The 13,231-nt window shown below is 71.7% G+C and carries 13 protein-coding genes; 3 read left to right on the top strand and 10 right to left on the bottom strand.

Annotated features, from left to right (window positions below; translation table 11 throughout):
• Positions 1 to 23: 23 nt before the first annotated feature.
• Complete coding sequence (locus CUC05_RS19110; protein ID WP_108667719.1) at positions 24 to 1,427, bottom strand: NAD(P)-binding domain-containing protein; 1,404 nt, start codon at positions 1,425 to 1,427, stop codon at positions 24 to 26.
• Between the two features lie 79 nt (positions 1,428 to 1,506).
• Between CUC05_RS19110 and CUC05_RS19105 the strand changes: the two genes are divergently transcribed.
• A complete protein-coding gene (locus tag CUC05_RS19105) occupies positions 1,507 to 2,400 on the top strand; it encodes a helix-turn-helix domain-containing GNAT family N-acetyltransferase (protein WP_108667718.1) in 894 nt (297 codons plus the stop codon).
• Positions 2,401 to 2,661: 261 nt separating this feature from the next.
• Here CUC05_RS19105 and CUC05_RS19100 read toward each other — a convergent pair whose 3' ends face one another.
• The 7 genes from CUC05_RS19100 to CUC05_RS19070 all read right to left on the bottom strand — a co-directional run bounded on the left by CUC05_RS19100 (position 2,662) and on the right by CUC05_RS19070 (position 8,636).
• Entirely contained in the window at positions 2,662 to 3,315 is a 654-nt protein-coding gene (locus tag CUC05_RS19100; RefSeq protein WP_205712433.1) for a class I SAM-dependent methyltransferase, read from the bottom strand.
• Positions 3,316 to 3,339: 24 nt separating this feature from the next.
• Positions 3,340 to 3,789 (bottom strand): VOC family protein, encoded by a 450-nt coding sequence (locus CUC05_RS19095; RefSeq protein WP_108667716.1) that lies wholly within the window; start codon positions 3,787 to 3,789, stop codon positions 3,340 to 3,342.
• On the bottom strand, positions 3,789 to 4,541 hold the full coding sequence (locus CUC05_RS19090; RefSeq protein WP_108667715.1) for an ArsR/SmtB family transcription factor: 753 nt from the start codon (positions 4,539 to 4,541) through the stop codon (positions 3,789 to 3,791). Before CUC05_RS19090 ends, CUC05_RS19095 begins: the two co-directional genes overlap by 1 nt.
• Positions 4,542 to 4,653: 112 nt before the next feature.
• A complete protein-coding gene (gene dps / locus CUC05_RS19085) occupies positions 4,654 to 5,151 on the bottom strand; it encodes a DNA starvation/stationary phase protection protein Dps (protein WP_108667767.1) in 498 nt (165 codons plus the stop codon).
• Positions 5,152 to 5,398: 247 nt separating this feature from the next.
• Entirely contained in the window at positions 5,399 to 6,373 is a 975-nt protein-coding gene (locus tag CUC05_RS19080) for an electron transfer flavoprotein subunit alpha/FixB family protein (protein WP_108667714.1), read from the bottom strand.
• Between the two features lie 30 nt (positions 6,374 to 6,403).
• Positions 6,404 to 7,195 carry an electron transfer flavoprotein subunit beta/FixA family protein gene (locus CUC05_RS19075; RefSeq protein ID WP_205712432.1) on the bottom strand — a complete coding sequence of 264 codons (792 nt, stop codon included), beginning with the start codon at positions 7,193 to 7,195 and terminating at the stop codon, positions 6,404 to 6,406.
• Between the two features lie 139 nt (positions 7,196 to 7,334).
• Positions 7,335 to 8,636 carry a hypothetical protein gene (locus CUC05_RS19070; protein ID WP_108667712.1) on the bottom strand — a complete coding sequence of 434 codons (1,302 nt, stop codon included), beginning with the start codon at positions 8,634 to 8,636 and terminating at the stop codon, positions 7,335 to 7,337.
• Between the two features lie 58 nt (positions 8,637 to 8,694).
• Here CUC05_RS19070 and CUC05_RS19065 point away from each other — a divergent pair, with 58 nt between their 5' ends.
• Positions 8,695 to 9,474: a class I SAM-dependent methyltransferase gene (locus CUC05_RS19065; RefSeq protein ID WP_108667711.1), complete on the top strand. Its 780-nt coding sequence runs from the start codon at positions 8,695 to 8,697 to the stop codon at positions 9,472 to 9,474.
• Positions 9,475 to 9,486: 12 nt separating this feature from the next.
• Here the strand turns inward: CUC05_RS19065 and CUC05_RS19060 are convergent, their stop codons facing one another.
• Both CUC05_RS19060 and CUC05_RS19055 read right to left on the bottom strand, forming a co-directional pair.
• A complete protein-coding gene (locus CUC05_RS19060) occupies positions 9,487 to 11,037 on the bottom strand; it encodes an AMP-binding protein (protein WP_108667710.1) in 1,551 nt (516 codons plus the stop codon).
• Positions 11,038 to 11,141: 104 nt separating this feature from the next.
• Positions 11,142 to 12,038 (bottom strand): alpha/beta hydrolase, encoded by an 897-nt coding sequence (locus CUC05_RS19055; RefSeq protein ID WP_108667709.1) that lies wholly within the window; start codon positions 12,036 to 12,038, stop codon positions 11,142 to 11,144.
• 159 nt (positions 12,039 to 12,197) lie between these two features.
• Between CUC05_RS19055 and CUC05_RS19050 the strand changes: the two genes are divergently transcribed.
• The gene (locus CUC05_RS19050; protein ID WP_108667708.1) at positions 12,198 to 13,127 is read left to right on the top strand and encodes a helix-turn-helix domain-containing protein; all 930 of its coding nucleotides are present in this window, start codon (positions 12,198 to 12,200) and stop codon (positions 13,125 to 13,127) included.
• The last annotated feature ends 104 nt before the right edge of the window (positions 13,128 to 13,231 follow it).

Raw genomic sequence — 13,231 nt, 5'->3', positions numbered from 1 at the left:
GGACGGAACGGGCGTCCCGTCGGTCAGCAGCAGCCGCCGGTGGTGGCCAGGGGCAGCCCGCCGACCGCGGGCACGCCGCAGGCGTCGGCGGACCCGAGCTCGGCCAGGGCGGCATCGTCCAGGCCGGTGCCGCCGCAGACCCCGGTCTCGGGCAGCTGCAGCTCGACTCGGGCGGCCGACTCGTGGTCACCGGCGATGGCCGCGACGATGGAGCGGACCTGCTCGAACCCGGTGAGGGCCAGGAACGTCGGGGCGCGGCCGTAGCTCTTCATCCCGGCGGTAAACAGGCCCGGCTCGGGCTGGGCCAGCTCGGCCACCCCATGGGGCGGCACGGTGCCGCAGGAGTGCACGTTGGGGTCGATCAGGGGAGCCAGGGCACGGGGCGCCTGCACGGAGGGGTCGAGGTCGACCCGCAGCTCCGAGGTGAGGCTCAGGTCGGGCCGGAAGCCGGTGAGCACGACGACCCGGTCGATCCCGTCGACCGTGCGGCCGTCCTCCGCCACGAGCGCGACGGTGCCCCCGCCGGCCGGGACGCGACGCAGCGCGGTGGTGCGGAACCCCCCGACCACCTCGACGAGCCCGTCCTCGATCGTCCGGGAGGCGGCCAGGCCGAGCGCACCGCGGCCAGCCAGCTGGTCGGCGGTCCCACCGCCGAAGCTGTCGGCGGTCAGGCCACGTCGACGGATCCAGGTGATCCGGGTACCGGGGTGGGTGCGGGCGAGGTCGGCCAGGCCGACGAGCGCGGTCATCGCGGAGTGTCCGGCGCCGACGACGGCCGTGTGTCGGCCGGCGTACTGCGGCACGGTGGCCGGGTCGGTGGTGTCGGGGATGACGTGGGTGACGTGGTCGGCCAGCTCGGCCTCGCCGTCGGCGGGCAAGCCGTCGGCGCCGAGCGGGTTGGGTGAGGTGATGGTGCCCGAGGCGTCGATCAGCGCCGCAGCGTGCAGCCGGAACGGACCCTCCGGGGTGGTGCCGCGGACCACGAACGGCTGGGCGTCACGGCCGGCGTCGCTGAGCAGGTCCCGACCCAGGCGCGTCACGGCGGTGACGCGGTGGCCGGTGCGGACGCGATCCGCGCCGTCGGCGTCGAGGACGTCGGCGAGCGGCTGGAGGTAGGCGTCGACCCACTCCCCTCCCGTCGGGTAGGACGTCGGGTCGGGCTCGGTCCACCCGGTCGGCTCCAGCAGCGCCCGGGCTGCCGGGGCGACCAGCTGGGACCACTCCGAGAACAGGCGGACGTGGCTCCAGCTGCGCACACCGGCGGCGACGGCGTCGCCGGCCTCGAGGACGACGACGGGGATCTCGCGCTGGACCAGCTCGGCCGCGGCGGCAAGGCCGATCGGGCCGGCACCGATGACGACGACCGGGGTTGCGTCGCTGGGCTGGACGGCGGAGGTGTGCGTGGGAGCCGGGGTGGTGGCGCTCATCGCGGGACGACCTTTCATCGAGGGAGATGATTCATCGAAGGATGTCGATTGACGACGGTTAATCTACGATGGCCGATGGATGAGCGCAACCGAACTCGAGATCATTTCCTCCCCCACCGCTGACGCGTGCGGCCCAAGCGGCTGCGAGCCCGCGTCGGAACCCGGCACGCTGGACGCATCGGCCGCCGAGACCTACGCGGCGTGGTTCGCCACGCTGGCCGATCCGACGCGGGTCCAGGTGCTGCACGCGGTGGCGACCGCCCCGGGTGACGGCACCGCCATCGGTGCGCTGGCCAAGCGGGTGGGGATCGCCCAGCCCACCTGCTCCCACCACGTCAAGCTGCTGGCCGAGGCCGGGTTCGTGCACCTGGAGAAGGTCGGCACGTCGACGATCGTCCGGGTGAACGAGGCCTGCTGCTCGGGCCTGCCGCATGCCGCCGACGTCGTCATGGGCACGCTCGGCACGTTGCCGTGCTGTCCGGAGGACGTGCCGACCGACGTCGCCGTTCGGGCCATGGAGGACGGCGACTGGGGGGACGTGCGACGGATCATGGCGGAGGGGATCGCCACCCGGCTGGCGACCTTCGAGACCGAGGTCGCGTCGGTGGCGGCGCTGGACGGGAAGTGGCTGGCCGACCACCGGCTGGTCGCGACGATCGATGGCGAGGTGGCCGGCTGGGCTGCGCTGTCGCCGACCTCGCCGCGTGACTGCTACCGCGGCGTCGCGGAGACCCAGGTCTACGTGGCCGAGGCGTTCCGTGGCCGCAGGGTTGGGGTGGCGCTGATCGACGGGCTGGTGCGAGGCGCCGACGCCGCCGGCCTGTGGACCCTCCAGGCCGTGGTCTTCCCCGAGAACCGCGCGAGCCTGCGCCTCCACCGCTCCGCCGGCTTCCGCACCGTCGGCGTCCGCGACCGCCTCGCCCAGCTGGATGGGGAATGGCGCGACACGGTGCTGATGGAACGCCGGAGGTAGGAACGGAGCGAAGCGAGGCCCGTACCGACGGCGGGCAGGCGGAGCCTGCCGAGACCAACGACGCCGGAGGTAGGAACGGAGCGAAGTGAGGCCCGAATCGGCGGCGGGCAGGCGGAGCCTGCCGAGACCAACAACGCCGCCGATAGGAACCGAGCGTCAGCGAGGCCCGAATCGGCGGCGGGCAGGCGGAGCCTGCCGAGACCAACAACGCCGGAGGTAGGAACGGAGCGAAGCGAGGCCCGAATCGGCGGCGTCCTGGTGTCAGGCCGCCCGGCGGACCACCCGGGCCAACCACGCCGGCACCGGCACGTCGAGGAACGTGGCCTCGATGCCCGACTCGTCGATCGACGCGACGTCGAGGCCGTGCCCGTCGAACACCTCGAGGATCTCGGCCTGCGTGATCCGGCGTGGCCCGTCATCGCCCGGCACGCGATCGCTGAAGCACAGCAGGTGGTACGTCCCGCCCGGCGACAGGACCGTCCGGAGCCTCTCGACCAAGCGCGGTCGTGCGTCGTCAGGAAGCACGTGGAAGAACCCGCAGTCGAGCACGACGTCGAAGGTCTCCCCGAGCTCGTCGAGGGTCAACGCGTCGCGGGCGAGGAAGCGCACGTCCAGGCCCCGCTCGCGCGCCTTGGCCCGGGCCCGCTCGATCGCCGCGGGGGCGATGTCCACGCCGGTGGCCGACAGCCCGAGCTCGGCCGCCAGCAGTGCGTGCTCACCGGTCCCGCATCCCAGGTCCAGCACCCGGCCACGCAACGTGCCGGACTCGACCAGGGCGACGAACGGTGCCTGCGGGCGTCCGATGTCCCACGGCGGCGTGCCGTCGTAGGCGGCATCCCAGTCGTGCGGCAGCAGCCGTCCACCCCTCGACGGCTGGGTGGGTACGGCGTCGTCCATCATCACCCCTTCCGGCACGGAACCGATCGTCCCGAACGCAGCCTACGTCACGTCGGGCGGCCGGTTCGTCACTCCTGCCGAGGCGGGGTGCCCGACCTCCTGGAGGACCCAGGTGTTGTCGTCGGGGTCGGCGAAGTCGGCGAACGACGCGTAGTCCCGGTGCTCGGGGTCGGCACCCGGCTGCCAGCCATGCTCGGTCATGTGTCGGATCTCACTGACCTCCACCCCGTTGCCAGTGAGCAGGTCGCGGGCGGCGGCGATGTCACGCACGACGAGGTGGGTGCCCTTCACGGGCGGGGCGCCGGGTTCGGTGATGCCGACGCCGAACGTCGCGGAGCAGGACGACCCCGGTGGATCCACCTGCACGACCCGGAAGGTATCGCTCTGCTGGTGGTCCACCTTGACCGACCAGCCGAGCCGGTCGGCGTAGAAGGCCTTCGCCCGGTCCACGTCGGTCACGGGCAGCAGGATCAGCTCGATGAGGAAGTCCATCACGAGTACATCAGGGAGCCGGGGGTGGTCAGCAGCTCACCGCTCTCCAGCCAGGTCTTGAGACCGGAGAGGATCATGGGCCAGCCGCCGTAGAGCTCGTCGTTGGCGTCCTCGCGCAGCTCGTCGTGCACGACGGTCAGCCGGCAGGAGTCCTCGACCTGCTCGATCTCCCACGTGACACGTGAGGTGCCCTCGGCCCTGACGTCGTCGCTCCACAGCGCCCGGAGGGAATGGACGAGCCTGGTCGGCGGATCGACCTCGAGGACCTCGCCCTCACCCAGCTCGACGCCCGCCTCGGGGTGGGCCATGCGGAGGGGCGAGCCCACCTTCCAGTCGGAGGTGACTCCGGCCCCGAAGTTGTACTTGGCCCGGATCGTCGGGTCGGTGATGGCCTCCCACAGCCGCTGCGGCGTGGTGCGGATGTAGATCTCGTACACCTTCTCCATCGTGGTCTCCAGTTCGTGCTTGAGCTCGCTGAGCATCCCGGCCCAGCCCTCCCGGTACTTGCTGACCCACCGGTCGTGGACCAGCCTGATGGGGACGGGGTTGAGATGGTGGTGCTTCTCTCGCCCCTGCCGTCGGACGACGACCAGCCCGGCCTCCTCCAGCACCTTCAGGTGCTTGGCGACCCCGAACCGCGTCATCTCGAACCGAGCCTCCAGCCCGCTGAGGGTCTGCCCGTCCTCGACGAACAGCGCGTCCAGCAGCTGTCGCCTCGTCGGGTCCCCCAGCGCCCTGAACACCTCGTCCACACTGGCGCACAATAGGTGACCCATTGGTCACATGTCAACCCCACGCACGAGACCACCCCCGATGGAGGCGGTCTCGTGGTCCCTGGAAGGGCTGGGTCGGTGAGGGCCGGGGCTAGCCGGGCAGCTCGCCGTCGGCGTTGGCGAGGTGTGCGCGGACGAACCACTGCTGCAGCTCGAGGGCCTCGGTCTGCTCGACGAACATGTCGTGGCTGACCAGGTCCAGCTCCTCGAGCTCCTCCATCACCTTGCGGTGGTCGCTGATCAAGCCGCAGTACACGGCGTCCAGCGCCTTGAGGTGGGTCTCGACGTTGGCGCGGCGGACGTCGTACTCGTCCCAGCTGCGGGTCGAGGCGACGTGGCCGGGCGTGCCGATCGGCTGGCCGCCGAGGGTGGCGATGCGCTCGGCGACGGTGTCGGTGAAGCCGCGGACGGTCTCCACGTGCGGGTCGAGCATCTCGTGGACCCCGATGAAGTTGGGGCCGACCACGTTCCAGTGCACGTGCTTCAGGGTCAGCTGGAGGTCGATCAGCGCGACGAGGCGCTCCTGCAGCAGCGTGCGAACCTTCTCGGCGGTTGCGTCGTCGAGTCCGGCTACGGGCCAAGCGGCCATGTGGGTCATCTCCTTGGTGTGGCGGGGGTGCGTCACCGGAACACATAGCCCCGCATCGGCGGTCCCAAACCGTCCGAACGACCGACGGACACCTGCGTGGCCGAACACGACGACACCCCGCCGGCCGAAGCCAGCGGGGTGTCGAGAAACGAGGAGTTCTAGCCCTTGTTCATTGCCGCTGCTCCGCAGCGGACGGGCTTCGCTCCGCGCCTCGCAACGCTCCTGCGTCGCGGGCTCGGGTGCTCGCTCAGCCCTTGCGCTTGTTGATCTCCTCGACCAGCGGCGGGATGACCTTGTACAGGTCGCCCACGATGCCGATGTCGGCGATGGAGAAGATCGGGGCCTCGGCGTCCTTGTTGATGACCGCGATGGTCTGGGACGTCTGCATGCCGGCGCGGTGCTGGATGGCGCCGGAGATGCCGCTGGCCACGTACAGGCTCGGGGACACGGTCTTGCCGGTCTGGCCGATCTGGTGGTTGTGGGGGATCCAGCCGGCGTCGGTCGCCGCACGCGACGCACCGACGGCACCGCCGAGCGCGTCGGCCAGCTCGCCGACGAGGTCGAAGCCCTCGGCGTTGCCCAAACCACGCCCGCCCGAGACGATGATGGCCGCCTCGGTCATCTCCGGACGACCCGAGGCCTCGGCCTCGACGCGGTCGGAGATCTTGGCGCGGGTCGCGCTCTCGGGCAGGGAGACGTCCAGGGTGGTGACCTCGGCAGCGCCGCCGCCGGAGGACTCCGCCTGGAAGCTGTTGGCCTTCACACCCACGAACTGGGTGCGGTCGCCCTGCACCTGGCAACGGGAGTTCATGTCGCCACCGAAGATGGCCTTGGTGGCCACCATGCGGTCGCCCTCGAGCTCGAGGTCGACGGCGTCGGCAACGACGCCACCGCCGACGCGCACGGCGCAGCGGGCGACGACGTCGGTGACGAACGGGTCAGCGGCGTACAGCACGATCGACGCGCCGGAGGCCTCGATCGCAGCCTGCAGGGCGGCGACCTTCGGCTCGGTGGCGTAGTCGTCGGCCTCGGCACCTTCCCAGACCAGCGCCTTGGTCGCGCCGTACTCGCCGACCTTGTCGGCGGCCTCGGCGGCACCCGCGCCGAACAGCGCGGCGATGACGTCGCCGTCACCCTTGGCCTTGGCGGCGGTCAGGATCTGGTTGGAGATCTTCTTCGGGGTTCCTGCGTCGTGCTCGACGAGGACGAGGATGTCAGTCATGTTCGATGCTCCTTGTGGCGTCTCGTCTGGCTAGATGAACTTCTTCTCGACCAGGAAGTCGACGAGCGCCTTCGCACCCACCTGCCCGGTCCCGTCGTCCTCGATCTTCTCGCCGGCCTCCTTGGGGGGCTTGGGCGTGGCCTCGAGGACCTTGGTGGCCGACCCGGCGTGGCCGGCGTCGTCGGCGGACAGGCCGATGGCAGCCAGGTCCTTGGTCTCCAGCGGCTTCTTCTTGGCCGCCATGATCCCCTTGAAGTTGGGGTAGCGCGGCTCGTTGATGGCCTCGACGACGGAGACGACGGCCGGCAGGGTGGCCTGCACGGTCTCGTGGCCACCGGCGGTCTCGCGGTCGGCCTCGACCGAACCGTCATCGCCCACGGCGAGGCGCTTGGCGTAGGTCAGCGCCGGGACGTCGAGGAACTCCGCCAGCATCGCGGGGACCAGCATCGACCGGGCGTCGGAGGACTGGTTGCCCATGATGATGAGGTCCCACTCCTCGTCCTTCAGCGCGGCGGCCAGGACGCGGGCGGTCGCCACGGCGTCGGAGCCGGCGACGGCGTCGTCGGTGATCTGGATGGCCGCGTCCAGCCCGTAGGACAGGGCCTTGCGGACGGTCTGCTGGGCCGTGTCGGGCCCCATGCAGAGGGCCACGATCTCGACGTCGTCGCGGGATTCCTTGATCCGCAGCGCCTCCTCGATCGACCACTCGTCGTTGGCGTTGAGGATGGCCTCGACCGAATCGCGGTCGACGGTCAGGTCCTCGGTGACCTTCTTCTCTGCGGCCGTGTCCGGCACGCGCTTGACCGGGCAGATGATTCGCACGGTTTTTGCCTCACAGTCGTTGGGGACGGAAAGAGAACGGGGCGAGCGTCGGCGTCTGGCTGGATGCACGTCGGACCCGCTGAGTCTGGTTACCGAACGGTAACATCGCGAAGCCGTCGTCCCGAAATCGTGGCGGAGCCTACCCACCTGCGGGGTCGACTCCCACATCGGCGTGGTCGAGCTCCTCGGCCACCCCCGTGTCCCCGTCGTCGACGGCGGTGCCGGAGAAGCCCGGGCGGGTCGGCCACAGCTGCAGGTCCTGGGCCGGGCCGCCCCGGTCCACCCCACCCCACAACAGCAGCTGCTCCCCGGTCCACCACACCCGGCCGCCCGCCCGGGGGCTGGTCGGCAGCCGCATCGCCCACCCGGTCCCCGGGATCCACGAGGCGAACAACGGCGCGGTCAGGCCGCCGACGAACACCGCCTGCTGTCCGTCCCACGTGCCGACCAGCCCGTCCAGCATCCGGACCCGCGACAGGTCCGGCATGGCCACGAACGATGCCGGGAGGGGTGGCAGTCGTCGCCACTCCCCTTCTCCCACACGGAGGGCCCAGGCGCGCGCGTACGGGCTGTCCCCGTCCGCCTCCCGGCCGCCCAGCACGACGACCTCCTCCCCAGTCCACACCGCCGCCGCCTGCTCCACGCCCGGGGGCGGGACCGCACCGTCGACGAGCTCGCGCCAGCCACGGTCGGCATCCCACGCGAGCGCCCCGCCCACCGACGTGCCGTCCGGCGGCGACATCGTGCCCAGCACGATCAGCGACGAGCCGGCCCCGACGGCCTGCCACCGAACGGGGCCCGGCAGCGACGGGGCGTCGAGGTCGACCCAGGCGCCGACACCCTCGTCGAGGAGGTGCACGTCGACGCCGTCCTCGGCGGTCCCGACGAGGACGACGCGCCCGCCGACGACGACCAGCTGCGACTGCCCGGCCACGTCGCCGGGGACGGGAGGCAGCTCGCGCCACGTCGCCGTGTCGACGTCCAGGGCATGGACCGCCGGGGTCGGCCCGCAGCCCGCGCACGTCGTCGGGCCGTAGGTGATGACCTCGCCGTCGAGGTGGACCACCGACTCGACGTCCACCGCCCCCGAGGGGTGGGGCGGCAGGGACACCCAGGCCTCCCCCAGCGGGGCGGACAGGTCCAGGCGGGCGACATCGGGGGTGAAGCCGACCAGCAGCTGTGTCCCGGTCCACACCGACGGGCCGGGGTTGAAGCCGTTGACCGGTGGTCGGGCCCCGAAGGTCGTCCACGTGCCGCCGGCGACGGCCGCCATGTACTCCTCGGGGGTGACCGGCGGGGGCGCCTTCGCGAACGCTGCGACGGGGCCGTTCGGCTGCGGTGTGGTGGCCGGACTGCGGACCAGCAGGGCGACCCCGATGACCAGCAGGAGCAGGACGAGCGCGCCGCTGCCCCCACCCGCGGGTCGGCTCGGCTCGGCCATGCCCCCACCGTAGGCCGATGCGCCGGCGTCGGTGCGGGCGGATTACCCTCCCCACCCCATGACTGTCGAACCCACGGCCCCTGTCGCTGCCGAGCCGACCCCGTCGTTGCCCCTGACCGGCGAGCGGACCGTCCCCGGGATCCCCGAGGAGAACTACTGGTTCCAGCGGCACGTCGTCGCCTACCGGTTCGCGGCGGCGCGCAGCGTCGGCAAGCGCGTGGTCGACTCGGGATCGGGCGAGGGATACGGCACGGCCATGCTGGGCGCGGTCGCCGCCTCCGCCACCGGGGTCGAGCTGGTCGAGACCGTCGCCGAGCACGCCCGTCGGCGCTACGGGTCCGCCGAGGCAGTCGACTTCCTGACCGCCGACATCTGCGACACCGGCCTGCCGACGGGCGAGACCGACGTCGTGGTCAACCTGCAGGTCATCGAGCACCTGCCCGACGTCGGCCGGTTCCTCGGCGAGCAGCGACGGATCCTGCGGCCCGGCGGCGAGCTGATCGTGGCCACCCCCAACCGGCTGACCTTCACCCCGCACAGCCACGAGCCGACCAACGTCTTCCACGTCGAGGAGTTCTCGCCCGTCGAGCTGGTCGAACGCCTGACCGACGTCGGTGGCTTCGCGGTGACCAGGCTGCTGGGCCTGCACCACGGCGCCCGGATCACCGCAGCCGAGGACGCCACCGGCCGGGCCTTCACCGACATGGTGCTGCAGCCGGTCGAGGAATGGCCCCGCTGGCTGCACACCCTGGTCCGACGCATCGGCCCACGCGACTTCGTGTGGTCCGAGGACGACCTCGGGGACAGCCTCGACCTGCTGGCGGTCTGCAGCGCCTGACGGGCCGGCGGGTCAGCCGACCTGCTTGTCCATGCCCTCCCAGTAGGGCTGGCGCAGCTTGTACTTCTGCAGCTTGCCGGTGGCGGTGCGGGCGAGCTCCTCGCGGAACTCCACCTTCGTCGGGCACTTGTAGTGGGCCAGCGTCTTCCGGCAGTGGTCGATGATGTCCTGCTCGGTCAGCTCCGCCCCGGGGTTGGGCAGGACCAGCGCGATGACGGTCTCGCCCCACTTCTCGTCGGGCACGCCGATCACGGCGACCTCCGCCACGTCGGGGTGGGCGAAGATGACGTCCTCGACCTCGATCGACGACACGTTCTCGCCGCCGGAGATGATCACGTCCTTCTTGCGGTCGGTGATGGACAGGTAGCCCTCGTCGTCGATGACGCCACCGTCGCCGGTGTGGAACCAGACCTCCTCCCCGTCCTCGGGTCGCAGGGCGTCCGCGGAGGCCTCGGGGTTGTCCCAGTACCCGGCCAGGATGTGGTTGCCGCGGGCCAGGACCTCGCCGTCGCGGGCGGTGTCGATGGTGATGCCGATGGTCGGGGCGCCGGCCCGGCCGAGCTTCTCGGCCCGTTCGTGGGGGGTCAGCTCGTCCCACTCCTGCCGGCAGCGGTTCATCGTGACCAGGGGCGCGGTCTCGGTCAGGCCGTAGATCTGGATGAACTCCCAGCCGAGCTCGGTCTCGACCCGCTCGATGGTTCGCGTTGGCGGTGGCGCACCGGCGACGATGACGCGGACCCGGTCTCGGCCGGGCACCGGCCCGTCCCAGCTCGGCGCGGCGTCCAGCACGGCGTTGATGACCGCGGGTGCGGCGCACATCAGCGTCACGCCGTGGCGCTCGACCCGGCGGAGGATCTCCGTGCCGTCGACCTTGCGCAGCACGATGTGGGGCACCCCCATGCCGGTGACGGTGTAGAGCATCCCCCAGCCGTCGCAGTGGAACATCGGGAGGGTGTGCAGGTAGACGTCGCGGTCGGTGACGGCGGCATGCCAGCCGAAGGTGACGGCGTTGGTCCACCGTGCCCGATGGGTCTGCTGCACGCCCTTGGGCCGGGCCGTGGTCCCGGAGGTGTAGTTGATGGACGCCGTGGCGTCCTCGTCGGGCGTCCACGGCTGCGGGGTGCCGTCCCAGTCGTACAGCAGCGCGTCGGACTCCTCGCCGAGCACGGCGAACCGGTCGACCTCGATGTCGGACAGCGTGGACGCCAGCTCCGGGTCGACCAGCAACATCTCCGCGCCGGACTGCTTGACGATGTAGTCGACCTCGTCGCGCTGCAGGCGGAAGTTGATCGGCACGAACACCCGGCCGTTGCCGCTGACGCCGAAGAACGCCGACAGCAGGCGAGCGGAGTTGTGGCTGACCATCGCCACCCGGCCACCCATCGGCACGCCCAGCCTGTCCAGGCCGGCACCCATGGCCCGGCGGTGGTCACCGAGGTCGCGGTAGGTCATGTCCGGCAGCGGCGGGGCCGGCTGGTCCGGCTCGTCCACGATCGCCAGCCGATCGGGGTAGACCGCGACCGCGCGGTCCAGGAAATCGTTGATGGTCAACGGAACCTTCATGTGGATGCCCTCCAGATGTGCAGGTGCTCGTGTCGCGGCGAACGGAGCGAACCCTAGTGCCTCGCGGACCCGAAGGGGCCCGGGTCCGCGAAGCCAGAACGTGCTCAGGTGAGGTGCTGGACGAACCAGTCGCGCTGAGCAGGGGCGTTGACGGCGAACGCCTCGTCGACGTAGGCGTCGAAGTGGCCGCCGTCGAGCGCCAGGAAGCGCTTGGGCTCCAGCGCCTCCTCGTAGGCACGTGCGGCCAGGTCGAAGGGGGTCAGGTGGTCGCCGCGGGCGGCGACCAGCAGCAGGGGGGTGGGCGAGATCCGTGCGATGTACTCGGCCGGCTCGTACTCGGTGAACAGCTCCACGGAGTGCAGCGTCACCTCGTTGCGCCAGCCCTTGCCGCGGTCGGGCGAAAGCCCCGTGAAGAACCCGTACGTGTCGGCGGTCGGCAGCGCGCACGGTTCGCCCTCGGGAGCGGTCACGGGCATCACGGCCGGTGGCTGTCCCGCCATGCGGGCGGCGCGGTCGGCGTCGAAGCCCTCCCGCAGGCCCGCCCACATGTCGCCCCGGATGAGGCGGCGGGCCGACTCCAGCCCGTAGGTGAGCGGGACCTGTGACACGACGCACTTGACGCGTCGGTCGATGGCTCCGACGACGAGGACGTGGCCACCCGCGTAGCTGGATCCCCAGATGCCGATCCGGTCGGCGTCGACGGCGTCCTGCTGCTGCGCCCAGGTGATGGCGTCGCGGTAGTCGTTGATCTGCAGGCGCGGATCGATGTGCTGGCGGGGTTCGCCCTCGCTGTCGCCGAAGCCGCGGTGGTCGAAGACGACCACGCCCAGCCCGGCCGCCGCGAAGGTCTCGGCGAAGTCGTCGAGGTACATCTCCTTGGTGGCGGAGAAGCCGTGGGCCATCACCACGGTCGGGGCTGGCCCCTCCACGCCCTCCGCGTCGTATCGCCACCCCCTGAGGGTCACCCGGTCGGTGGTGGTGAACTCGATGTCGTGTCGCACTGCTGGTCCTCCTGCGTCGTGGGTCGCGCGGGACGGGATCGGCCCGTGGTCGCAGCCTCCGCCGGCCAGCGACACGACGCTTGTCGCGCAGCGCACGATCCTTGACACTGGGCGAACAGGCGGCGAGCCGACGCCGCCAGCAGGAGGGTTCTCGCGCACGTGACGGCCACCGTGGCCCCGGACTGGACGACCGACGACCTGCCCGTGGTCGAGCGGGCGGACGGGGTTCGCGAGGCGCTCGGCCGCACCCACCTGCCGTGGGACCTCGACTTCGTGGAGGGGGTCCCGGTCGAGTGCCACCTGACGTCCCACGAGCTGGCCGACGGCGCCCTCGTGGAATGCCACAGCGGCCTGCTGGCCGGGCGACGGCGGCCCCTGCGGACGGGGGTCGACGACGAACACGTCGGGCTGCTGGTCGTGCTGGAGGGTCGCGAACAGGTCCGTCAGGGCGACGTGGCCGTGGACCTGCGGGCCGGCGACGCGTTGCTGTGGCGGTCGGGCCTTCCCGCGTCGTTCCGGGTCATCGAGCCGCTGCACAAGCTGACGTTGTTGCTCCCCGCCGATCGGCTGCGCGGGGTGTCGCCGGGTCCGATCGACCTCCCGGCGACGCGGGCCATGACCGGCCTGCTCACCAGCCACATGCGCGCCCTCGCGGGGCTCGCCCGCCAGGTCCCGGCGGCACAGGCCGGGTTCGTGGTCGACGTCGCACTGGACCTGCTCCGCCGGGCGGTGCGGCCCGGGGACGGCCCCGGCACGCGACACGATCGGCTGGTCCGGGCGGCCGTCTCGATCATCGAGGGTTCGCTGGACGACCCGTCGTTGTCGCCCGGCCACATCGCCGACCGCCTGGGGGTGTCGCCCCGCTGGCTGCATACGGCGTTCGCGGAGACCGACAGCACCGTGGCCTCGACCATCCGCCGTCGACGGCTCGAGCGGGTGCGCGCCGACCTGGCCGACCCCGCGATGGACGACACCACGATCACGACGATCGCGTTCCGCTGGGGCTTCACCGACGCCGCGACCCTCAGCCGGCAGTTCCGCAGGGCGTTCGGCACGACCCCGTCGGCCTCCCGCGCCTCGACGCGCTGAACCCGGAATCGGGCCCGAGGGTCGTCCGGGTTACCCTCCGATGTCCATGCCTTCCCCGCGCCGCCTCCCCCACGGGCCGATCGATCGCGCGCCCGTCGACCGCG

The organism is Euzebya rosea, from assembly GCF_003073135.1.
Classification (GTDB): domain Bacteria; phylum Actinomycetota; class Nitriliruptoria; order Euzebyales; family Euzebyaceae; genus Euzebya; species Euzebya rosea.
This window is presented reverse-complemented; position numbering and strand designations above follow the sequence as displayed.